This is a genomic window from Deinococcus alpinitundrae, assembly GCF_009982895.1.
Lineage (GTDB): Bacteria > Deinococcota > Deinococci > Deinococcales > Deinococcaceae > Deinococcus > Deinococcus alpinitundrae.
Genome location: NZ_WXZL01000002.1, coordinates 165,629 through 188,221, shown reverse-complemented (window position 1 = coordinate 188,221; position 22,593 = coordinate 165,629). Strand labels below are relative to the sequence as shown.

14 protein-coding genes are annotated in these 22,593 nt (G+C 65.4%); 11 read left to right on the top strand and 3 right to left on the bottom strand.

What is annotated here, in order from left to right; translation table 11 throughout:
* Positions 1–3 precede the first annotated feature (3 nt).
* The 11 genes from GUI70_RS02535 (at position 4) to GUI70_RS02485 (ending at position 20,250) form a co-directional block, all read left to right on the top strand.
* Positions 4–1,266 carry a dipeptidase gene (locus GUI70_RS02535; RefSeq protein WP_237724653.1) on the top strand — a complete coding sequence of 421 codons (1,263 nt, stop codon included), beginning with the start codon at positions 4–6 and terminating at the stop codon, positions 1,264–1,266.
* Entirely contained in the window at positions 1,263–2,123 is an 861-nt protein-coding gene (locus GUI70_RS02530) for an alpha/beta fold hydrolase (protein ID WP_161880722.1), read from the top strand. The genes GUI70_RS02535 and GUI70_RS02530 overlap by 4 nt, the downstream gene beginning before the upstream one ends.
* Positions 2,120–3,319: a M24 family metallopeptidase gene (locus tag GUI70_RS02525; protein WP_161880721.1), complete on the top strand. Its 1,200-nt coding sequence runs from the start codon at positions 2,120–2,122 to the stop codon at positions 3,317–3,319. Before GUI70_RS02530 ends, GUI70_RS02525 begins: the two co-directional genes overlap by 4 nt.
* An 89-nt stretch (positions 3,320–3,408) precedes the next feature.
* Positions 3,409–3,978 (top strand): helix-turn-helix domain-containing protein, encoded by a 570-nt coding sequence (locus GUI70_RS02520; protein ID WP_161880720.1) that lies wholly within the window; start codon positions 3,409–3,411, stop codon positions 3,976–3,978.
* Between the two features lie 48 nt (positions 3,979–4,026).
* The gene (locus GUI70_RS02515; RefSeq protein ID WP_161880719.1) at positions 4,027–4,980 is read left to right on the top strand and encodes an ABC transporter permease; all 954 of its coding nucleotides are present in this window, start codon (positions 4,027–4,029) and stop codon (positions 4,978–4,980) included.
* Positions 4,977–5,843 carry an ABC transporter permease gene (locus tag GUI70_RS02510; RefSeq protein WP_237724651.1) on the top strand — a complete coding sequence of 289 codons (867 nt, stop codon included), beginning with the start codon at positions 4,977–4,979 and terminating at the stop codon, positions 5,841–5,843. The genes GUI70_RS02515 and GUI70_RS02510 overlap by 4 nt, the downstream gene beginning before the upstream one ends.
* Before the next feature lie 42 nt (positions 5,844–5,885).
* Positions 5,886–7,451: an ABC transporter substrate-binding protein gene (locus tag GUI70_RS02505; protein WP_161880718.1), complete on the top strand. Its 1,566-nt coding sequence runs from the start codon at positions 5,886–5,888 to the stop codon at positions 7,449–7,451.
* Between the two features lie 456 nt (positions 7,452–7,907).
* Positions 7,908–9,317, top strand: a complete 1,410-nt coding sequence (locus GUI70_RS02500) for a hypothetical protein (protein WP_161880717.1) — start codon at positions 7,908–7,910, stop codon at positions 9,315–9,317.
* Positions 9,318–9,339: 22 nt separating this feature from the next.
* Positions 9,340–16,494 carry a PKD domain-containing protein gene (locus GUI70_RS02495; RefSeq protein ID WP_161880716.1) on the top strand — a complete coding sequence of 2,385 codons (7,155 nt, stop codon included), beginning with the start codon at positions 9,340–9,342 and terminating at the stop codon, positions 16,492–16,494.
* Positions 16,495–16,549: 55 nt separating this feature from the next.
* Positions 16,550–18,463: a fibronectin type III domain-containing protein gene (locus GUI70_RS02490; RefSeq protein ID WP_161880715.1), complete on the top strand. Its 1,914-nt coding sequence runs from the start codon at positions 16,550–16,552 to the stop codon at positions 18,461–18,463.
* Between the two features lie 413 nt (positions 18,464–18,876).
* Positions 18,877–20,250 (top strand): S1C family serine protease, encoded by a 1,374-nt coding sequence (locus GUI70_RS02485; protein WP_161880714.1) that lies wholly within the window; start codon positions 18,877–18,879, stop codon positions 20,248–20,250.
* 52 nt (positions 20,251–20,302) lie between these two features.
* Here the strand turns inward: GUI70_RS02485 and GUI70_RS02480 are convergent, their stop codons facing one another.
* The 3 genes from GUI70_RS02480 to GUI70_RS02470 all read right to left on the bottom strand — a co-directional run bounded on the left by GUI70_RS02480 (position 20,303) and on the right by GUI70_RS02470 (position 22,479).
* Positions 20,303–20,935, bottom strand: coding sequence for a CoA transferase subunit B (locus GUI70_RS02480; RefSeq protein WP_161880713.1), 633 nt, complete (start codon positions 20,933–20,935; stop codon positions 20,303–20,305).
* Position 20,936: 1 nt separating this feature from the next.
* Positions 20,937–21,671 carry a CoA transferase subunit A gene (locus tag GUI70_RS02475; RefSeq protein WP_161880712.1) on the bottom strand — a complete coding sequence of 245 codons (735 nt, stop codon included), beginning with the start codon at positions 21,669–21,671 and terminating at the stop codon, positions 20,937–20,939.
* Positions 21,672–21,741: 70 nt separating this feature from the next.
* Complete coding sequence (locus GUI70_RS02470) at positions 21,742–22,479, bottom strand: ABC transporter permease (protein WP_306468251.1); 738 nt, start codon at positions 22,477–22,479, stop codon at positions 21,742–21,744.
* Positions 22,480–22,593: the final 114 nt, after the last annotated feature.

Genomic DNA, 22,593 nt, shown 5'->3' with positions numbered 1-22,593 from the left:
GTCATGACTGATCTCAAGGAAGCCCAGACCCAACAGTCTCAGAGCTCACAACCAGACGCGCCCATGCAGCAAAAGAATTACGCCGGCTACAAGTCTTTCTCTTACCTGGACGCCGGCAAGGACTACAGGGTCTGGCCGCTCTCGCCGGAACTCAACCGGGTGCCCAGCCGCAGGCCCGAAGTGAGCGCCGAGCAGGAAGCGCGGGTGCGGCGGCTCTTCAAGGACGAGCTGATGATCTCGCTGCACGACCACTGCTTCGTGGCCCCCGAGGACCTCTCGCAGTTTCTGGAGTTCCGGCGCTGGGGGCGCGATTTTACCGGCTATGAGGGGCTGAGCGTCTCGGGTCTGGACGCCGTGTTCGACAACTTGATGAACGGCACGGCCATGATCACCTCGCGAGGCGGCTGGAAGTGGGACGACATCATTTTTGACCTCGGCATGCGGCTCTCCGACATCGCCCATCAGGACATGGTGGTGCTGTGCAAGACCACCGAGGATATCGTCAACGCCAAGAAAAACGGCCAGATCGCCTTCATCGTCTCGGTCGAGGGCGCGGCCATGATCGAGAACGAACTCGACCGCCTGGACATTCTGTATGGCCTGGGCGTGCGCTGCTTGGGGATCGCCTACAGCGAGGGCAACCAGCTCGGCGGCGGCCTCAAGGAGCCGCGTGACGGCGGCCTGACCATGTTCGGGCGGCAGGCGGTGCGGCGCATGAACCAGCTCGGCATCGCCATCGATGTGAGCCACAGCGGCGACCAGACCTCCATGGACACCATCGAAGTGAGCGAGAAGCCCATCTTCATCACCCACGCCGGGGCGCGTGCCCTCTGGAACTCCAACCGCCTCAAGCCCGACGACGTGATCAAAGCCTGCGCCGAGAAGGGCGGCGTGATCGGCATCGAGGCCGCGCCGCACACCACCCTGACCGAGAAGCACCCGCGCCACAGCATCGAGTCGTACATGGAGCACTTCGAATACTGCGTCAATCTGGTCGGCATCGACCATGTGGCCTTCGGCCCGGACGCGCTGTTTGGCGACCACGTCGGGCTGCACCATGCGCTCAGCGAGGCGCTGTCCATCGGCGCTTCACGCGGTCACCTTCAGTACGAGGAGGTCGAGTACGTGGACGGTATCGAGAGCCCCGCCGAGGCCTTTCCGAACATCGTGCGCTGGCTGGTCAAGCACGGCTACAGCGACGCCGACATCAGCAAGGTGGTGGGCGGTAACGTGATGCGGGTGCTCAAGGCAGCGTGGTACAAGTGAGCCAGGTTGCCGAAGTCAACGGCGTCGAGCTGGTCTATGAGGACTCCGGGCCGCAGACCGGCCAGGGTGTCGCTATCGTGACCCTGCACGGCGGCCCCGGCATGGGCAGTCGGGCGGGCGACTGGGCCACCTTCCAGCCGCTGACCGACCAGTATCGCCTGATCAGCTACGACCAGCGCGGCAACGGCGAGTCGCAGGGAGCCGAGCCGTACTCGCACGCCCAGTTCGTGGCCGATCTGGAAGCCCTGCGGGTCAAGCTCGATCTGGGCAGATTCGTGGTGCTTGGCGGCAGCTACGGCGGTTTTCTGGCGCTGGAATACGCGCTGGCGTATCCGGAGAATCTGCACGCCGTCATCCTGCGCGATACGGCGGCCAGCAACCGATTTCAGGACACCAGCAAGGAAAAGGCGCTGGCGAGCGACTTCCCGATGGACGAAGCCGTGCTGGACCGGCTGTTTTCCGGCCAGATCGAGAGTGACGACGATTTCCGCGCCAGTTACGCCATGATTCAGCCGCTCTACACTGTCGAACGCAACCCTGCAAAAGAAGCCGAGCAACTCGCCCAGATTCCCTTTCGTTACGAAACCCACAACTGGGCCTTCTCACGCAACCAGCCGGAGTACGATCTGGTCAGCCGCCTCAGTGAAATCGAGGTGCCGGTGCTGATCACGGTGGGCCGCCACGACTGGATCACGCCGCTGGAAGCCAGTCAGGAGCTGGCGGCGGGCTTGCCCGACAGTGAATTGGTCATCTTCGAGCACAGCGGCCACTCGCCGCAGCGCGAGGAAGCCAATTTGTTCTTGCAAACCGTGCGCGACTTTCTGGCGCGGCAACTCAATGGCGTGGGGTCGCCGTGACGGCTGCTGCACCAGCGCCGATCAGCAAGGCGGAGCGCTCGGAAAGGGCCAAACGGGCCTTTGACCATCTCGCGGCCCCGCAAGACGCCCTGGTGCTGTTCGACGATCAGTTCATCTTCTATTACTGCGGCTTCGCCTTCTTCCCGACCGAGCGGCCCATTGGCCTGATCATCACACGGGAAGGCGAGCGCATCCTGTTCGTGCCGAGGCTGGAGCGCGAGCATGCCCAGCAGACCAGCGAGGCCGAGCGGGTCGAGGCCTACCCGGAGTTTCCCGGCCAGCGCCATCCGATGCTGCAACTGGCCGACTTGCTGACCGAACTCGGGCTGGAAACAGCCCACATCGGCGTGGACCACGACGGCTACCTCAGCGTGATGGGTTACGACGGGCCACCGCTCAGCGAGGTGCTGCCAGGGGCCAGGGTGAGCCGGGTATCCCGCGCTCTCGACCATCAGATGGCCCTCAAATCGGAGGCCGAGGTCGCGCTGATCAAGGAAAGTGCGTACTGGGGAGCCCAGGCCCACCGCCTGCTGCAAGATTATACCCGCGCCGGAGCGAACGAGACCGAGGTCGAGGCCCGCGCCACCAAGGAGGCGACGGCGGCCATGATCGCCGCGCTGGGCGACAGCTACCGGGGTCAGAACCGCTGGATGAGCGGCGCGGTGGCGCTCTACCGGGGCCAGATCGGCCCGAACAGCGCTCTGCCTCATGCCATGACCACCGGGGCTACCTTCCAGCCGGGCGACACCCTGGTGACCGGAGCTGGGGCCGCCGTCTGGGGCTACATCAGCGAGCTGGAGCGCACCATGTTCGTGGGCGAGGCCAGCGCCGAGCAGCGCCGCTTCTTCCAGCACATGCTCAATATGCAGGACATCGCCTTCGAGGCCCTCAAGCCCGGCGCGACCTGTGCCAGCGTGGACGCGGCAGTGCGGGCCTACTTCGAGCGCGAACAGCTCTGGGACCACTGGCGACACCACGTCGGCCACAGCCTGGGCCAGCGCATCCACGAAAGTCCCTTTCTGGACATCGGCGACGAGCGCGTGCTGGAACCCGGCCTGGTGCTGAGTGTCGAACCTGGCCTCTACGTGCCGGGGCTGGGGGGCTTCCGGCACTCCGACACCATCCTGATCACGCCGAGCGGCATGGAACTGCTGACCGACTACCCGCGCGACCTCGCGTCGCTGACCCTTTCGTAGCCGGTCGCTCGGCAATGTCCCATCAGCCTGTGGCCGCTTGCACCCGGACGCGTCGCCGAGCATAATCATTCCAGTATTTCAGAATAATTATGCTGGGCACTCGAGCGGGGGAGGGAAAAGCGGTGCTACTCGGAGAGCGGATTCGTGCCAGACGGCGACACCTCGGCTTGACCCTCAAGGCGGTCAGCGCCGCGAGCGGGCTGTCGATCGCCTACCTCTCGCAGGTCGAGCGTCAGCGGGCCAATCCAACAGTCACGGCGCTGTCCAGCGTGGCGCGGGCGCTGGGAGTCAAGCTGAGTTTCTTCGTGCCCGACGAGGTTCACGCCGCCGTGGTGGTGAAAAAAGGCGAGAGCCGTGTCCTGCACCTGGCCGAGTTGCCGTATCAGGTTCGCAGCCTGGCGGGCCTGGGCCAGGACCTGCAACTCGAACCGCTGCTGATTCAGATCGGGCCGCACTTCACGTCTGCGCCCAGCAGCCATCTGGGCGAGGAGTTCTTGCATGTGCTCTCGGGCCGGATGGTGCTACACGTCGGCGAGGAATGCTTCGAACTGGTGGCCGGGGACAGTGCCCAGCACCCCAGCACCACGCCGCATGCCTGGGGCAATCCCGGCGGCGAGGTGACCACCTTGCTGTGGGTCGGCACCCCGAGGTTGTTTTGACGGGGCTATTTTGATGGGCCAGGTTCAGTCGCTGCCGACGGCCCAGCCATGAGCGCAGGCTGGCTGGTTCGGCGCGTGCTCATGGCCCTGCTGGCGGCCTTCGGCGTGGGCGTGCTGGTGTTCGCCCTGCTGCGGCTGATTCCCGGCGACGTGGTCACGCAATTGATCGGCCTGGAAGGCAACGTCAGCGCCGCCCAGCAAGCCGAGATGCGCCGACTCTTCGGACTCGATCAACCGATCTGGATGCAGTTCCTGAGCTGGTTCTCGGGCCTGGTGCGCGGCGACTTCGGCATCAGCCTGCGCACCGACCGCCCGGTGTTTCAGGACCTGTTGCTGCGCTTTCCGGTGACGCTCGAACTCACCGGGCTGGCGCTGATCTTCGCCGTGCTGGTGGGCTTACCACTGGGCATTCTGGCGGCTCTGCGGCGCGGCCAGGCCGCCGACCTGATTTCCAGTTCGTTCGTGCTGATCGGCCTGGCCGCGCCGGAATTCTGGCTGGCCATCTTGATGATCTTGCTGTTCAGCCTCAAGCTTGGCTGGTTTCCGCCGAACGGCTACGTCTCGCCCACCGAGTCGCTGACCGGCAATCTGAAAAGTCTGTTTCTACCGGCCCTGGCGCTGAGTTTCGGGCTGGCTGCCGCCACCACCCGGATCGTGCGGGCCAGCCTCCTTGACGTGCTCTCGCAGGATTACATCCGCACGGCGCGGGCCAAGGGCCTGAGCGGCGGCGCGGTGGTCGTCAAGCATGCGCTGCGAAACGCCCTGATTCCGGTCATCACCGTGATCGGCCTTCAGGTGGGCAGCCTGCTGGGCGGGGCCGTTATCATCGAGCAGTTGTTCGGTTTGCCGGGCGTGGGCCGCTTCGCGCTGGAGGGCATCAATCTGCGCGACTATCCGGTGGTGCAGGGTGCGGTGCTGTGGATCGCCGTCAGCTATGTGCTGGTCAACGTGGTCGTGGACGTGCTCTACGGTGTGATCGACGCGCGGGTGACCTACTCGTGAGCGCGGCTGCCGTGAAGCTGCCGCGCTCGCCGGGTCGCCGGGCCGCGCTGCTGTTTTTCCGCACGCCCAGCGGCGTCGTGGGCCTGCTGCTGGTGCTGCTGGTCGTCGGCTGCGCTTTGCTGGCGGCCTTCATCTCGCCCTACGACCCGGTCCGGTATCTGCCCGCCGACCGGATGCAGGGGCCGTCGCTCAGTCACCTGCTCGGCACCGACCTCTATGGACGCGACCTGCTCTCGCGGATCATCTACGGCAGCCGCATCAGCTTGTCGGTCAGTGTGCTGAGCGTGTCGCTGGCGCTGGCCCTCGGCGGACTGCTCGGCGCGCTGGCCGGGTACTACCTGGGTTGGGTCGATACCCTGATCATGCGCCTGACCGACATTCTGCTGGCGTTCCCGGCCATCTTGCTGGCGATCGCGCTGCTGGCCTTTCTGGGCGGCGGCTTCTGGAACCTGACGCTGGCCATCGCAGTGGCGTTCACTGCGCCGTTCGCGCGGGTGGTGCGGGCGGCGGTGCTCAGAAGCCGCGACACCATGTTCGTGGAAGCCAGCCTCTCGCTGGGCGCGACCGACCGGCGGCTCTTGTGGCGGCATGTGCTGCCCAACTCGCTCGGTCCGGTGCTGGTGGAGGTCACGCTGCGGCTGGCCTACGCCATTCTCGGCGAGGCGGCGCTGAGTTTCCTGGGCCTGGGCACCCAACCGCCCGCTCCGGCCTGGGGCCAGATGATCGCCGATGGCCGCCCTTTTCTGGAAACCAACGCCTGGATCTCGGTTGCGCCGGGCCTGGCGATCATGCTCACGGTGCTCGGCTTCAACTTGCTGGGCGACGCCCTGCGGGACGCCCTCGATCCGAGGCTGGGCCGCTGACTGTACTGCCCCACTCCGCTCCACCGCCACAGGAGGCACCCGATGTCCAGATCAACCCTGACCGCCCCCCGTACCCTGACCCGACGCACCCTGACACTCTGCACCCTGCTCGGCACGTCTCTGATGCTGGCTGCGCCAGGTGCTCAGGCCCAGACCTCCGGCGGTGTGCTGCGCGCCGGGATGCAGGCCGACCCGGTGGGCCTGGACCCGCACGTTACCCAGGCCACCTCGACGCGCAACCAGCTCGAAAACGTCTACGACACCCTGGTGGCCTTCGACCCCAGCGGCAAGATCGTGCCGTCGCTGGCGACCCGCTGGACGACTAGCAAGGACGGCCTGACCTGGACCTTTACCGTTCGCAGCGGCGTCAAGTTTCACAACGGCCGCGCCTTCGAGGCCAGCGACGTGGCCTATTCGATCAACCGCATCAAGGACCCGGCCACCAAGTCGCCGCGCAGCGGTGATTTCGAACTGGTCAAGAGCATCGCCGCGCCCAACAAGACAAAAGTGGTGTTCACACTCAGTAAGCCCTTCTCGCCGCTGCTGAGTAAGCTGGCCTTCTCGCTCAACGTGATCGTGCCTAGAGAAGCGGCCGCCACCCTCAACACCAAACCTGTCGGCACCGGACCGTTCGTATTCGATTCCTACGTGCCGCAGACCCGTATGGTGCTGAAGAAAAATCCCAACTTCTGGGGCAAGGACGCCAAGGGCAACAAGCTGCCGTACCTCGACGGCATCACCTACAGCTACCTGCCCGACCCCACTGCCCGCGTCACGGCGCTGCGCACCGGCACCGTGGACTGGATCGAGTACGTGCCGTCGACCGGCATCAGCGCCCTCAAGGGCGATGCCAACATCAACGTGCTGGGTGGCCCGGCGGCCAATTACCGCGCGCTCTTTTTCAACGTGGCCCAGAAACCGCTCGACGATCCTAAGGTGCGCCGGGCCATCGCCTACGCCATCAACAACCAGGAGATCGTGGACGTGGCATTGCTCGGTGTCGGCGGCCTGGCCTCACCTGGCACGGTCTTTCCGAATGGCAGCTACTACGCCGCGCCGGACGCCAACTACGGCAAGCCCAACCTCGACAAGGCCCGCGCGCTGCTCAAGGAAGCCGGGTACCCCAACGGCTTCCCGCTCGAACTCAAGGTCACCAGCACCTACGACTTTCTGCGTGCGCCCGCCGAGATCATTCAGGCCCAGCTCGCGCCGATCGGCATCAAGGTCAATATCAACGCCCTGGAATGGAGCGTCTACCTGCCGGATGTGCTGGCCAAGAAATACACCGCGACCATTCTCGGCGAGAGCGGCCAGGGCGACCCCGACGATTACCTCTACACGCCCTTCGCCTCGGATTCGGGCGGCAACCTGACGAACTTCAAGGACGCCACCATTGACAAGTGGCTCGATCAGGGCCGCCAGGTGTCCAGCCCGGCGGCGCGCAAGAAGCTCTACGTGGATGTTCAGAAAAGGCTGGTGGACCTCAGTCCGATGGTGTTTCTCTACTCCAGCACCCAGTACGAGGCGGCCCGCAAAACGGTGCAGGGCTATCAGCATTTCCCCAACACCAGTTATATCGGGCTGCGGACCGCCTGGCTGGGCAAATGAGCGCCGTGCGCTGATCTGACTGGCGCCGAGGAAAGCTAACAACCAGAGGGCCGGAGCGTCTGAGGAAGAGGAACTTCCTGGGCGTTCCGGCTTTTGGCTATGCTTGTTTCTCTAAGCGGCAGGCCTGCCATAAAGCGAAAGCCAGGTGAACCGGCGGTCAGCTCTTGCGGCGGGCCCCCCGAAGGGTTAAGGTGAAGGTGTCGTCAGTCAGTTCTCATCCGGGTGGGTTGCCGCCCTGGGTGCATTGACGCCTGCTTGCCGCACAGCACCGTGCTGAGCGCGTCACCCTGAGCATGCCCGAACAGCCGTCCACTTTTGACACCCCTTTGACGGGTCAGCGCCTATGTTTTTTGCTTGGAGGTGGGTGATGTTGATTGGCACCGCTTCGGCTTCTGGTGTTCCGCCCTCACTGCTGGTAGTGGCAAGCCAGCTTTTCTACGCTGGGAGCAGTGGTGCATGGCCGCTGGGCGCGCTGCACAGATTGGCACTGCACAAATCGGTACCGGGCAGGTCGGCTCCGTGAGGCGCGGCGGCACCAGTCTGGCAACGCTCGGCTTCCTGACCGGCAGTTTGTTGACGCTCAGCGCGGCCAGCGCCGTGAATGCGGCGGGCGACTACGTGCAGCTCCGCTATTTCTATCCGTCCAGCGGCCTGGAGGGCGTGCAGGCAGACGGCCAGTACAGTTACCGCACCCCGAAATTCAGCGTCAGTCTGCGGGCTGCCGAACTGAGTTTGCGCACGCAGAATGTCAACGTCTCGCTGGGAAGCGGCGGCTATTTCGGCTACGCCAGCGTCCAGACCGACGCCGAGCGCCGCACTGGCGTCTACACCGCACTGGCCGGGTATTCCTCACCGAATCCCGGCCTCTTCTCGGACGCCACCCTGACCTACGTACGCGCCGACGATGGACGGCCCGACCAGGGCTATAGCCTGAACAGTGTCTCGCTCGACACGCGGGGCCGTTTCTCCAAGGACTGGCGCTGGAGCGCGGGTGCGGGCTGGGACCGCACCACCGTCAACCTGACGCCGGACGCGCCCAGCACCAACCGCAGCCTGAGTCTGGGCCTGGACGGCAAGGTGTCCAGCGTCTCGCTGCGCGCCCGCGCCAAGCTCAGCAGCGCCGAAACCAGCCCCGCGCCGAGCGTGCTCAAATGGTCGGCCAAGCTCGATGCCGGTGCGCCGCTGACCCAGGCCGAGCGCCTGGACGCCAGCGTCTCGTACAACAGCGCCCAGGTAGACAGCGAGAGCCTGACCCTGAGCAGCACCCGCTTTGCGCCGCTAACCCTCAGCGCGGCGCTGACGCGCGCCGACAGTGTGCTGGGCCTGACCCTCAATGCCGAGTACGCTTTTAGCGACGCCCTGAGTGTGGCGGGCGAGTATGGCTTGAGCTTTGAGACGCCGCTGACGCAGGAGGGCAGCCTCAGCCTCGATTACCGCAGCGATGTCTGGACCCTGAGTGCCGGGCTGGCCGCCGACACCTCGCCGGACATCAACAGCGCCCTGACCTTCAGCGTCTCGCCGCGCCTGAGCGTGGGTTACACGGCCAAGACCTTCAGCGCCTCGCTGCGCGGCAACGCCCACTACAGTCCTGTTGTCCCCACCACAGCGACCAGCAGTGTGCCCCCGCCTGGTCCCTGGTCGTACCATCTCGACGCCAGTGCCCAGACCACCGGCACGCCGCTGACCTTCGCGCTGAATCTCAAGGCCGACAGCGCCACCGGCACCCGCCCGCTGACCGGCGAGGCGGGACTGCAAGCCCTCTACGCCCTGAATGACCACTGGACGCTGAATGCCAGCGCCCGCTACCGCCTCGGCACCGACCAGCCCGCCCTGCAAGGCGGCGCGGGGGTGCGTTATGTCTTCTGAAGTTGTTTTAGGGAGGTGGCCTGTGCAACGCTCCTCGTTTCATCTCGCGCGCTGGCTGGCAATGCTGCTGATGGTGCTGGGCCTGCTTGGCACAGCCTTCTCTGGCACGGCGTCAGCGCAGACCTATGCAGCGCTGGAAATCACGCCTTCACGGGCCGAGGTTGGGCAACTCGTCACCGCTGACTGGACATCCGACACGACGCCTAACACCATGTCCATCGATTGGGGTGACGGCACACGCGACCCTCAGCCTGGAACGTCAGGTAAAGTGACCCACCGCTACAGCGTTGCCAAAACATATACGGTGATCCTCTACATCCGTGAGACGGTCGGTATGCGCCGCCAGGTGACAGTCACTGAGGTCACAACCTGCGAGATCACGGCTGATCCCAACCCGGCGCAGCCTGGCAAAAACGTGGACATCGTTGTGAAGTTCACTGGCCCGGCAGACAGCAAATACGGCATCGATTTCGGAGACGGCAGCGTCAACAACTTCGGTGGGCCGACCAACAAAGTCGCCAGCTTCAAGCACACTTACCAGCAGACTGGGGCGCAGGTGGTGATTCTCACCGACCTCGCCACCCAGCGCCCGCTGTGCCGTCTGGTGGTCAATGTGGCCGCGCCCGCCGCAACCCTCAGCCTCGACCCGAACCCGGCTCTCGTCGGGCAGACGGTCACGGCCACCCTGGGCAACCTGACGATAGGCGTGTCTGGGCACTCGCTGGACTGGGGTGACGGTACCATCGTTCCGGTCAACAACGTCGGACAGGCCACGCTCAAGCATGCTTACACTTCGTCCGGCGTCTACATCGTGAAGCTGAATGCAGGCGGCGCGCCTGTGACGGCCAGCCTGACGGTTCGCGCCTCCGCACCGACTCTCAGCCTCGACCCCAATCCGGCGGAGGTCGGGCAGACGGTCACGGCTACATTCGAGAACCTCCAGTTTGAAGTGACCTACAGCCTCGACTGGGGCGACGGCACGGTTGCGCCTCTCGGCGGTGCCAACGGTAAGGCCACGGCCAAGCACAGCTACGCTTCTCCCGGCACTTATCTGGTCAAACTCAGTCTTGGTGGGGTGCCAGCCGTGACGGCGACTGAGAATGTGCGCGCCCCCGCGCCGACCATCAACGTCGATCCCAACCCGGCCTTCGTCGGACAACAGGTCACGGCCAGCCTGGGCAATCTGCTACCGAACCTGCCCTACACCCTCGATTGGGGCGACGGCACGACCGTTGCGGTCACCGGGAGCGGCGGCAAGGCCAGCGCCAAGCACGCCTACAACGCTCCCGGCGTGTTCATCGTCAAGCTGAGCGCCGACGGTGTTGCGCCCGTGACCGTGAGCCTGAGTGTGCGCCCGCCCAATGCGGGCCTGAGTGTCGACCCTAACCCGGCGGCAGTCGGGCAGGACGTGACGGCGACCATGAGCAGCCTGCTGCCGACTCTGCCCTACACCCTAAACTGGGGTGACGGCACCAGCGTTCCGGTTTCTGGCAGTGGAACGGCCACCGCCAAGCATAAGTACGCGGCCCCTGGCGTTTTCGTCGTGACCCTGAGCGCCGACGGCGTCGCTCCGGTGACGGTCAGCGTGAATGTGCGTGCTCCCGCGCCGACTCTCAGCGTGGACCCCAACCCGGCCAGCCTCGGTCAGCCGGTGACGGCTAGCCTGGACAATCTGCTGCCGAGCCTGTCCTACACCCTGGAATGGGGCGACGGCACATCAGTTCCGGTGTCGGGCAACGGCAAGGCCAGCGTCAAGCACAGCTACGCCGCGCCTGGCGTCTACCTGGTGCGCTTCAGCCAGGACGGCATCGCGCCCGTGACGGTCTCGCTCACGGTCACCGCCCCCACCGCCACCCTCAACCTCGACCCGAATCCGGCGCTGGTCGCTCAGTCGGTCACGGCCACGCTCGGCAGCCTGGTGCCCTCGTTCGCCTACACCCTCGACTGGGGCGACGGCGCGACCTCACCCATCAGCGGCGGCAACGGCAGCGCCAGCGCCAAGCACGCTTACAACGCTCCCGGCACCTACCTGGTCAAGCTGCTGCGCGACGGCTCCGCCCCGGTGACGGCCAGCGTGAATGTGCGTCCACCTAACGCGGGTCTGAGTATCGATCCCAACCCGGCGATCGTTGGTCAGGACGTGACCGCGACCGCCAGCAGTCTGCTCGCCAGCTATCCCTACACCTTGGACTGGGGCGACGGTACGACCGTTCCCATCTCCGGTAGTGGAACGGCCACCGCCAAGCACAAGTACGCGGCTCCCGGTGTCTACATCGTCAAGCTGAGCGCAGATGGTATCGCCCCGGTGACGGCCAGCGTGAACGTGCGCCCACCCAACGCGGGTCTGACCGTTGATCCCAACCCGGCGATTGTCGGTCAGGACGTGACTGCAACGGCCATCAGTCTGCTCGCCAGCTACCCCTACACTTTGGACTGGGGCGATGGCACCACCGTTCCGGTTTCTGGAAGTGGAACGGCCACCGCCAAGCACAAGTACGCGGCTCCCGGCGTCTACATCGTCAAGCTGAGCGCCGACGGCGTCGCGCCGGTGACGGTGAGCGTCAACGTTCGCCCGCCGAACGCCGCCCTCACGGTCGATCCCAACCCGGCGATTGTTGGGCAGGACGTGACCGCGACGGCCAGCAGCCTGCTCGCCAGCTATCCCTACACGCTCGATTGGGGCGACGGCACCACCGTTCCGGTCTCGGGCAGTGGAACGGCCACTGCCAAGCACAAGTACGCGGCTCCCGGCGTCTACATCGTCAAGCTGAGCGCGGACGGTATCGCCCCGGTGACGGTGAGCGTCAACGTTCGCCCGCCGACGCCGACCCTCAGCCTCGATCCCAACCCGGCAGAGGTCGGCCAGAGCGTGAGCGCCAGCCTGGGCAATCTCCTTTCCAGCCTGAGCTACACGCTCGACTGGGGCGACGGCAGCGTGGTGCCGGTCAGCGGTGGCACCTCCAGCGCCAAGCATACCTACAGCGCGCCTGGCGTCTACGTCGTCAAGCTCGGCACGGACGGCGCAGCGCCCGCCACCGTCAGCCTCACCGTCAAGCTGCCGGTGCCCACCCTCAGCCTCGATCCCAACCCCGCCAATGTGGGCCAGGACGTGACCGCCAGCCTCGGCACCCTGGTCCCCACCTTCAAGTACAGCCTCGACTGGGGCGACGGCTCCGTGGTTCCGGTCACTGGTAGTGCCACCGCCAGCACCAAGCACAAATTCAGCGCGCCCGGCGTGTACGTCGTCAAGCTGACGCCTGAAGGCGGCGCGCCGGTGGTGGTGAGCCTGAACGTGAAGGTGCCCACCCCCACGCTCGACGCCCAGCCGAATCCGGCCAAGGTGGGCGAGAACGTCACCGCCACGCCCGGCACCCTCGTGCCCGGCCTGAACTACACCCTCGACTGGGGCGACGGCACCGCGACGCCGATCACCGGACCGCTCAAGCACCAGTACGCGGCGGTGGGCATTTACGTCCTCAAGCTCAGCGTGGACGGCGCGCCGCCCGCTGCGGTCAGCCTCAAAGTGGAGGCCAGCCTCAGCGTGGATACCCTGACCCTGCACTTCACCAAGCCCGAAGACCGGCCGGGGCTGATGGTGCTGAAGGGCAGCCGCCTCGACGCCGCGCTCGACCTCGACTACACCGGCCAGGGTCAGCTCACCGGCCAGCTCCTGCTCGACGGCAACACGCTGGCGAGCGTGACGCTGAACGCCCCCAAGGGCAAGACCCACGTCACCTTCCCCGTTCCTAACCTGCCCACCCAGGACCTCGGCGTCCATACCCTGACCTATGTTCCCGACGCGCCAGCCGGGCAGGCCCCGGTGCCCGCCACGCCGCCCGCGATCACCTACACGGTGCGCCCGGTGCCCACCGAGCTGGAGATCGACGGCTTCGTCTTCAAGATCAGCTCGCTGAGTAACCCCGACTTCGCTGCCTTCGCGGGCAAGGCCACCCACACCCTGATCGTCGGCGGTGTGGAAGCCTTCAGCGACGTCAGCGTGACCTTCAGCAGCCTGAGTGTCGAGTCGGTCAGCGACGAGCGCGTTCACGTCACGTCCGGCGAGATCAGCATGAACCTCAGCGCCTTCAAGACGACCCCGCTTCCGGCGGGCCTCAGCGGCTTCAAGGTCATTCCGGCCTCGGTGAACTTCACCCCGACCAGCGCCGACTTCAGCGGTCAGGTTTCGCTGGCGACCACCTGCGAGCCGCCCCAGCCGCCGTCTATTCCCGACCGGCAGTACTGGATTCTGGGCCACCCGACCCTGCTCGATATCGTCTCGCGCACCCGTGAAGTGCTGTACGGCGACCCCGTTAATATCCTGAATGCCAAGGGCTTTTTGCCGGTGTTCGCTCTGCCCAGCCTCAACATCCGGGGCGAGGGTCAGGTGGTCATCCGGACGGCCAGCACCCGCAGCGCGGTCACGGCACAGGCGGGCGGCGTGTCGTTCGCGGCCTCCAACCTGCTGGGCCACAGCCAGGATTTCCGCTTCTCGAACCTCCAGCGCGTGTCCGTCGCCTCGGCGTTCCGCTCGGTCCTGGTCAACCAGAGCATCATCGACGAGGCCACCAAGTACTGCCGCCCCGATCCCAAGTTCACCTACCCCATCACGGCAGCCCTCAAGCCCGACACCGGCGATCTCTACGGCGCGGCCAGCGCCAACGTGGACGCCCTCAAGGTGCCCACCACCCCGCTGACCTTCAGCGGCAGTGCAGGACTGACGCTCGATCTGAGCGCCGCACAGACCGCCGACCCGGTGGCGGGCATGTTGCCCCTCTACGACAGTGTTCCCAGTTCGGTCAAGCCGCCGGAAGGTGCCGCCTGGATGGGTGTGGTCCTCGGCAACGCCAAAGTCGGCTACGGCAACGCCCTCACGCCGCCCACCACCGCCACCCTGAGAAGCGGCTACACCTTCAGCGGCGATCTCGGTGCGGGCAACTTCACCGACCGGGGCTGGACCTTCACACTCAAGCAGCTCAGCCTGGTGGCCGTCGAAAACACGGTGAGCGACACGGCAGGCGCGGCCACCGCCAAGATTCCGCTGTTCGAGCAGCAGGCCGACGTGGCCATCACCCTCTCGGCGGGCGACTTCCACTACGCCCTGACCGGCGAACTGAGCCGCGATTTCGGCAAGAGTGACCTCTCGGCAGGCGGCGGAACGTGGGTGGAGCGCGGCAAATTGCTCGACCTCCAGATCACCGCCAACAGCTGGGACCTCAAGGAACTCTCCACCCTCAAAGCGGGCCAGCAGGGCAATGGCGTCGCATCTGGCACCACCTTCGGGCAGTTTTCCGGCCTCTACAGCGGCGGCCTGAACTACGTCGGCAATGTTCCGGCCATCACTGGCGGCAACGCCGTGTCCAATGCCATCAGTAGCTCGGTGAGCGCCAACGCGTCGGTGCTGGCGGCTCGGATGCTGGGCGTCACTGTAACGGGTGGGAGTGCTGGCAGCTCGGGGAATGGGGGAACGAACCTCAGTAGCGCTCAGCTGGTCGGCCCCAGCGGCGGCCTCAGTTTCGGGAGCGCGGGTCAGTATCTCAAGCTGCCCAGCGCCTCGCTCGAAGACGGCGTGGCGACCCTCAATACCCTGACCTTCACCGCCGACGGCAATGTGCGCTTTGGGGAGTCGGCGCTCAGCGCGGCCAGCCAGAAAAAGAGCGGCGACGGCCTGAGCAAAGTCAATCTGCCGTCCAGCGACTTCAAGCTGTTCGGTCAGACCTTCAATGTCACGGCCGCCGTCATCGGGCGCAGCGGCAGCGGCTACGCCCTGGGTCTGGACGGCAAGCAGCAGCTCAGCACCCTCACGCCCAGCGTGCCTGCCCAGATGCGCTACCTCGTCAGCGCCGGAATCAACCGCAGACTCGATCTTCACACCGACGCCTTCAGCAAGAAAGTCGATCCCAACGCCACCATGCGCGTGGAGGGCAGCGACGTCTCGGCGGTCTTCACTACCACCGGCATGCTCGGCTCCTCGGATGTGCGGGCCAGCCTCGGCGACCTGACCCAGAGCGGCACCATCGGCCTCAAGCAGGTGCCGGGCGGCTACGAACTGACCATCAAGGGCGGCCTCGATACCGGTCAGGGGGCCTCGGTCATGAAAGTCACGGCGGAAGCGCTGTTCGGTCTGACCAGTGACCCGTACTTCTACGTCAAGGCAGCCGTCGACAGCCGCTCGCCCATCGTCACGATTCTGGGGGCCTTCAACCTCTACGGCTTTACCGGCGGCATCGCCTACAACATGAAGTGGCCCGACAACGCCACCATTCCGCAGTACGCCCAACGACCAGTCAAGTCCGGCGACCACAGGGTGCAGATCATCGGCGGCATCACGGCGGCCTTCGAGGACGGCAACAGCCTGCACTTCAAGGCGATCTTCAAAATCGACACGCAGCGCGGCTTCGAGCTGACTGCCGACGGCTGGATTCTCACCCCGATGAACCAGGGCGTCTTCGGCAACAAGGCGGCGCAGTCGCGCATCCTGGCCTCGATCACCAGCGACGGCTTCGACATGCTCGGCTGCCTGGGACCGCAGTACATCGCTGGCCTCAACTGCAACGACCTCAGCAAGTTCACGCTGGCGGGCGTGGTCGATATCACCGCCTGGCTGCATGTGCGCATCGCCGACCAGAAATTCGTCAAGATCGGCACGTATGGCAACCCTGTTTCGGCCAAACTTAACATCCCGGTGCTGGGAAGTGTAGGTTCGGACGGTTACCTGATCATTGGACAGGCATTCGAACCCGGCGACCGCAAGGACAATCTCACAGGCACAGGCCTATTTACCGGCTACCACTTTGGAGCTCATTTCGGGGCCGCCGGATCGCTGGGCAGATTGAGTTACGGCTTCGGCCACTGCTATCCGTGGGCCCGCGCCCGCTTTGATTACGACATGAACTTCGACGCAGGTCTGCAACTCAATCCCGTCCGCTTTGACGCCGCCATCAGCTTCCACGAGGGTCTGGATATTCGCGCCGGATGCGCAGGGCGCGACACCCAGTTCCCCAGCAAAGAAGCCATCATGAACTGGAACGGCAAGAGCATCGGCTTCGGGTTCGACGCCACCATCAGCGGCCACCTGCAAGCCTTCAACCCGATTGCCTTTGATGGCTCGGCCAGCATCAACGTCAGCTTGCCTTGGCCGCTACCCGACTTCGGCGTCACCGTTGGCGTCAGCTTCTAATCGCCAACCGGCTGGGGCGGGTGCGCCCCGTTCCAGCCGAAGGGAGAACCCAGACATGCGAATCTCACCTTTTCCCCTGCTGCTCACGGTGCTGCTGGCCGCGCCGCTGACCCAGGCCAGTACCGTTCAGAGCGGCACTCGAAAACCACAAGTGCTGTCCCTCGGCAACAAGGCAAGCGTCAGTCTGGCGCTGCCGATTCTGGACACCGGCCTGCCCGACAGCGGCTATATCGTCAAGCGCTCTGGCCCAGGCGGCGACAAGACCTTTACGCTCAAGCCCCTGAACAAAGTGGAAGCTGTGGGCAAATACCAAGTCTCCAGCGATGACTACGACCTGGCGGTAGGCGCTCTGGCGGCGCTCAAAACCACCACGGGCGAGGAGCGCGGCTTCTTGATGCTCAACCTGCTCAATGTGGTGACGAACCTCAAGCTGGCGCACGCCCTCAACCTGGTATTCGAGGACACGGGGCTGGCAGCGGGAACGTATACCTACAGCGTCTCGGCGAACGGGCAAGCGCTCAACACTTTCAGCGTGCAGGTGGGCCGCGACCTCCCCCTCCCCCCACCGTCCAACCTCAAAGCAGCGGTGGGGAGCCGTCAGATCGATTTGACCTGGAACAAGAGTGACAACGTGGTAACGCTCTACCGGGTGCAGCGGGCCGTGGGAAGCGGTGCGTTTGCCGATTTGACCGAGTTTCCCCTCCTGGCAAGTACCCGCGAAACGCCGCACCTGAGTGACAATAAGCTCGACCCCAAGCAGTCGTACCGCTACCGCGTCACCGCGCAGGACATGTTCGGGCGCGAGAGTGCGCCGGGCAATGTCGTCACATTGGAAGCTCGCCTGGCCTTCCCGATCTCGGCTCCGCTGATTACCACCGTGAAGAACAACCAGAATCAGGTCGAACTCGGCTGGGACAAGGTAACCGACGCGGGCATCAAGGAAATCACCGTGCTGCGCGGCGACCACCCCGGCAAGCTCGCACCGCTGACCAAGCTGCCGCCGGGCGCGACCAGCTACACCGACAAGAGCGCTCCGCCCGCCAGCCCGCGCTACTACGCCCTGCAAGTCAGCGACGGCAGCCGCCAGAGCGAACCCTCACCCGAACGGGTGGGCCGCGCCTACAACGAAACCCCGCCGGGCGCGCCCAAAGCACTCAAGGCGGTCGGCGACGACAACGCCATCACGTTGACCTGGGCGGCCAGTCCCGAGAAAGACATCGACGGCTACAACGTCTACCGCGCCGAGATCGGGGTGGGCGGCAAGGCTCCGGTGGTGTTGCTCAACGGTGAGCCGGTCACCGCCACCCGCTTCAAGGACGACATTCCCCAGGGCGTGCAGAGCCAGTTTCGGTACACCGTCAAGGCCGTCAACACGTCGGGCGTGGAAGGTGCGGCGTCCGAGGCATCGGCAGCACAACTCACCGATAAGACCCCGCCGCCCTCGCCATTGCTGATTCGCGCCCAGTCGGCGGTGGGCAAGGTGGCGATCATCTTCACGCTGCCGCCCACCCCCGACCTCAAGGAATATCAGGTCTACCGCGCCGCCCAGAACGAGGCCGAACCCGTCAAGGTGGCGACCCTGCCGCCTGACAGCCTCGGCTACCTCGACAGCAAGGTGCGCGGCGGAGTGCAGTACAGCTACGCGGTGGTGGCCGTCGATCTGCGCGGCAATCTGTCGAACGCTTCCAACGTGCTGTCGGCCCAGCCGCCCGAAAGCAGACTCACGGCTCCGGCAGACCTCAAGGCGACCCTTAGCAAGGGGCAGATCAGCCTCACCTGGGCCGACTCGCCCGATGCACTGGCCTACTACGTGTTCCGACTGGAGGGCAAGCGCCGTGTGCAGATTGCCGGGCCGCTGCTGGGCACCAACTACGCCGAGGCCGCCCGCCAGGGCGCGCGCTACAGCGTGCAGGCGGTGAGCGCCTCAGGTACGCCTGGGCCAATGTCGGCGGAGGTGCAGGCCAAGTGAGCGCCCCCGTTTCGCCGCCCTGACGACACTCTATCCTGTTGAAGATGGGGCCGCCGAATGCATCGGGCGGCTCTTTTGCTGGCTTTCCTCAAGAAACTCTGGAAGAAGCTTCATCTTTCAGGCCCATACTGATCAAGAACCGTGACTATCGAATGTTTGTACGGTGGTGAGGTTTACAATCTATGCCTTGACTGCTCGGAATCATTCTTTTGGGGAATGACTTCGGTAGAAGGTGTGTTCTGAATGAAAAGGATGACTCGAGAGATCAGAATCTGACTTCACTCACTTTCAGCTGGTTTTTAAGCGAAACCGTTACCTTTAAGCTCAAGACCAATAGTTGTCTGTCTCCAATGGCGAGACGACCTCTAGACCCAGTGTTCCCTTTCCCACGTTCAACTCAGGAGGCTTTACCCATGTCCATTTCTCCCTACAAGAAAGCTGCTCTCGCCGTCTCGGCTGCACTGGTCCTCGGTTTGGGCGGCGCGGCGCTGCATAACCAGTACGGCGCAGAGGCCCAAACCGCGCAGACCATCACGCTGGTTCCCGCCACCCTGGCCCAGGCTGCCGTGCCCACCTTCGACGCGGCCCGCGCCCGCACCGAGAACGAGCGCAATACTGTGGATGTGGTGCGCGCCGCCGAGGACGGTCTGGTCTATATCAGCGTGCAGAGCGGCACCAAGACGGCTCCCCGTCCGGCGGCTCCCAAAGCGGCTCCCCGAGGCTCCGGCAAGGGCAACAACAGCGCTCCGAATGACCAGGGCAGTGCCCCGGATGGCAGCGATCCGTTTGCCGGGACCCCCTTCGCGGGCATGCCGTTCGGTCAGGGGGTTCCCAACCTGCCCGGCATGCCTGGCCAGCCCTCCGGTCCGTCGCGCGGCACTGGCAGCGGGTTCTTCGTCAACGCCAAGGGCGACATCCTGACCAATTACCACGTGGTTGACGGAGCTGACACCATCACCATCCGGGTGCACAATCACCCCGAAACGTACACCGCCAAGGTCATCGGCACCGCGCCGGACTACGACCTGGCCCTGATTCGCGCCGAGGATTTGCCCAAAGACTTGATCAAGCCGATCGCGCTGGGCAACAGCGACGCGCTCGAACCGGGCCTTAAGGCGATTGCGCTTGGCGCTCCCTTCGACCTCGATTTCAGCGTTACTGAGGGCATCATCAGCTCGAACGCCCGCAGCATTCCGGTGGGCGTGCGCGGTGTCAACCAGGCCGTCATCCAGACCGACGCGGCCATCAACCCCGGCAACAGCGGCGGCCCGCTGCTCGACAGCGCCGGGCAGGTCATCGGTATCAACACCCAGATCCTGAGCGGCGGCAGCGACCAGAACGCTGGGGTGGGCTTCGCCATTCCCATCAACACCGCCAAGGGCCTGTTGCCGCGCCTGGAAGCCGGAACCAAGATCACCACCCCGGTGCTGGGCTTGCGCTACGCCGACCTGTCGAGCCTCGACGCTGCCGCGCTGAAGGCCCTCAAGCTGCCGACGTCCGGCGCACTGGTCGTGGGCGTGGAACCCGGCAGCCCCGCCGAGCAGGCCGGACTCAAGGCAGGCAGTCAGCAGATCACCTTGCAGGACGGCACGCCGCTCACCCTCGGCGGCGACATCGTCACGTCGGTCAACGGCAAGCAACTGGGCCAGGGCAGCAGCCTGCAAGCGGCCATCTTCGGCCTGAACATCGGCGATACCGTCAAGCTGAGCGTGCTGCGCGGCGGCAAGGCGCTTGATCTGAGTGTCAAGCTGAGCGCCTTCACGCCGCAGGCCAATTCGCAGAACTGAGCAACACCCCATCCACCGCTGCCCCGGTCCTCAAAGCCGGGGCAGCAGTCTTTTAATCGGCCCGAATGTCCGCCCCGGTCTTCTCGCGCAACTCTTCCAGCGTCACGCCGGGCGCAAGTTCGATGAGTTGCAGGCTGCTCCCGGTCACGTCCAGCACCCCCAAGTCGGTGATAATGCGCTGCACCACCCGCACGCCGGTCAGCGGCAGGTCGCACTCCGGCAAAATCTTATGCGCGCCGCCTTTGGCCGTGTGCTCCATCAGCACGACCACCCGCTCCGCCCCGGCCACCAGATCCATCGCGCCGCCCATGCCCTTGACCAGCTTGCCGGGAATCATCCAGTTGGCGAGGTCGCCGTGCTCACTCACCTGCATGGCTCCCAGAATCGCCAGATTGATGTGCCCGCCCCGGATCATGGCAAACGACTCGGCGCTGGAAAAAAAGCTCGCGCCGGGCAGCGCCGTCACCGTCTGCTTGCCCGCGTTGATCAGGTCCGCGTCGACTTCCTCGTCGGTGGGAAAGGGGCCGATGCCGAGCAGCCCGTTTTCCGATTGCAGGGTCACACCCACGCCCGGCGGAATGAAGTTGGCGACCAGGGTGGGCAGCCCGATGCCCAGGTTCACGTACATGCCGTCTTGCAATTCCTGCGCGGCCCGCTGGGCCATCTCGTCTCTCGTCCAGGGCATCTCAGACCTCCTCGCCAGCGGCGGATGTGGCGGGTGTGCTGGCCTGGCGTACGGTGCGCTGCTCGATGCGTTTCTCGGGGTGGGCATTGAGCACGACCCGCTGCACATAGATGCCGGGCGTGACAATGCTGTCGGGATCGAGTGCGCCCACCTCCACGATCTCCTCAACCTCGGCCACCGTTACCTTGCCGCAGGTCGCCACCACCGGATTGAAGTTCTGGGCGGTCTTGCGGTAGATCAGGTTGCCCGCCGTGTCGGCTTTCCAGGCCTTGACCAGACTCACGTCGGCCACGATGCCGCGCTCCAGCACGTACGTCTGCCCACCGAAGTCGCGCTGCTCCTTGCCCTCGGCCACCACCGTTCCCACACCAGTCTTGGTATAGAAGCCGGGAATGCCCGCCCCGCCTGCCCGCATCCGCTCGGCCAGGGTGCCCTGCGGCGTGAATTCGAGTTCGAGTTCGCCCGCGAGGTACTGGCGCTCGAATTCCTTGTTCTCGCCCACGTAGCTGCTGATCATCTTGCGAATCTGGCGACTGCGCAGCAGCAACCCCAGCCCGAAGTCGTCCACGCCCGCGTTGTTGCTGACCGCCGTGAGGCCCTGGACGCCCGAATCCCGCAGCGCCGCGATCAGGACCTCGGGAATGCCGCACAGCCCGAAGCCGCCCACCGCCACCGTCTGGTGGTCGGCCACCACGCCCTCAAGTGCCGCCTGGGCGCTCGGATAGACTTTGTTCATGGTCCCAGAGTACCCAATCCGGCTGCGGGATGCGCCCCGGTGTGCGGCTGGGCCAGACACGCCCAGCTGTTCAGCGCCGCCAGCTGGCCAGCAGTCGCACCAGCAGCAGCAGGCCAAAGGCGAACACCACCATCACGGCGCTCAGCACCAGCGCGGGCCTGAGATCGCTCTCCATGGCGCTGTAGATCGCCAGCGTGATGGTGCGGGTCTGGCCTTGCAGCGATCCGGCAAACAGGATGGTGGCCCCGAACTCGCCCAGTGATCTGGCCCAGGCCAGCACCAAGCCTTCGAGCAGAAATGGCAGCGCCAGCGGCAACGTCACCCGGAAGAACACGTCCCGCTCCCCGGCTCCGTCGACCCGCGCCGCCGCCTCGGTGTCGGGGTCGTAGGCCGAGAAGCCCGCCCTGGCCGCCCGGATATAAAACGGCGCGCTGGTAAACAGCAGGGCCAGCACCACCGCTGCCGGGCTGAAGGCCAGATTGATGCCGGCCAGTTCCAGTCCCTGGCCCAGCCAGCCGCGCGAACCGAAGGCCAGCAGCAGCGCCACGCCCGCCACCACCGGCGGCAGCGTGATCGGCAGATCGAGCAGGGTTTCCAGCAACGCGTGTCCGAAAAAGCGCCGCCTTGAAAGCAGCCAGGCGGCGGGCGTGCCCAGCAGCACCGTCAGCCCCAGGCTGGCCCCCGAGGTGAGCACGCTGACCCGCAGGGCGTCAGTGACCACCGGACTGAGAAGCGTGGGCAGAAAGTCGCTGCTGACGCCGCGCAGCAGCAGTGTCAGCGTGGGCAGCAACAGGAAGGCGGCCAGCAACGTACTCAGCAGCAGCGGCAGGGGGTGGGGGGCGGGTGCTAAACGCTTCAGCTTACGGGCCTCCCCGCAGCAGCGCCAACTGCTTACGGCGTGCCGACTGGCTGGTCCGACCCC

Coding starts and splice junctions, on each gene's coding strand:
- GUI70_RS02535 (WP_237724653.1), top strand. CDS start 4: ATGACTGATCTCAAGGAAGCCCAGACCCAACAGTCTCAGAGCTCACAA.
- GUI70_RS02520 (WP_161880720.1), top strand. CDS start 3,409: ATGCTGGGCACTCGAGCGGGGGAGGGAAAAGCGGTGCTACTCGGAGAG.
- GUI70_RS02515 (WP_161880719.1), top strand. CDS start 4,027: ATGAGCGCAGGCTGGCTGGTTCGGCGCGTGCTCATGGCCCTGCTGGCG.
- GUI70_RS02505 (WP_161880718.1), top strand. CDS start 5,886: ATGTCCAGATCAACCCTGACCGCCCCCCGTACCCTGACCCGACGCACC.
- GUI70_RS02500 (WP_161880717.1), top strand. CDS start 7,908: ATGGCCGCTGGGCGCGCTGCACAGATTGGCACTGCACAAATCGGTACC.
- GUI70_RS02490 (WP_161880715.1), top strand. CDS start 16,550: ATGCGAATCTCACCTTTTCCCCTGCTGCTCACGGTGCTGCTGGCCGCG.
- GUI70_RS02485 (WP_161880714.1), top strand. CDS start 18,877: ATGTCCATTTCTCCCTACAAGAAAGCTGCTCTCGCCGTCTCGGCTGCA.
- GUI70_RS02480 (WP_161880713.1), bottom strand. CDS start 20,935: ATGCCCTGGACGAGAGACGAGATGGCCCAGCGGGCCGCGCAGGAATTG.
- GUI70_RS02475 (WP_161880712.1), bottom strand. CDS start 21,671: ATGAACAAAGTCTATCCGAGCGCCCAGGCGGCACTTGAGGGCGTGGTG.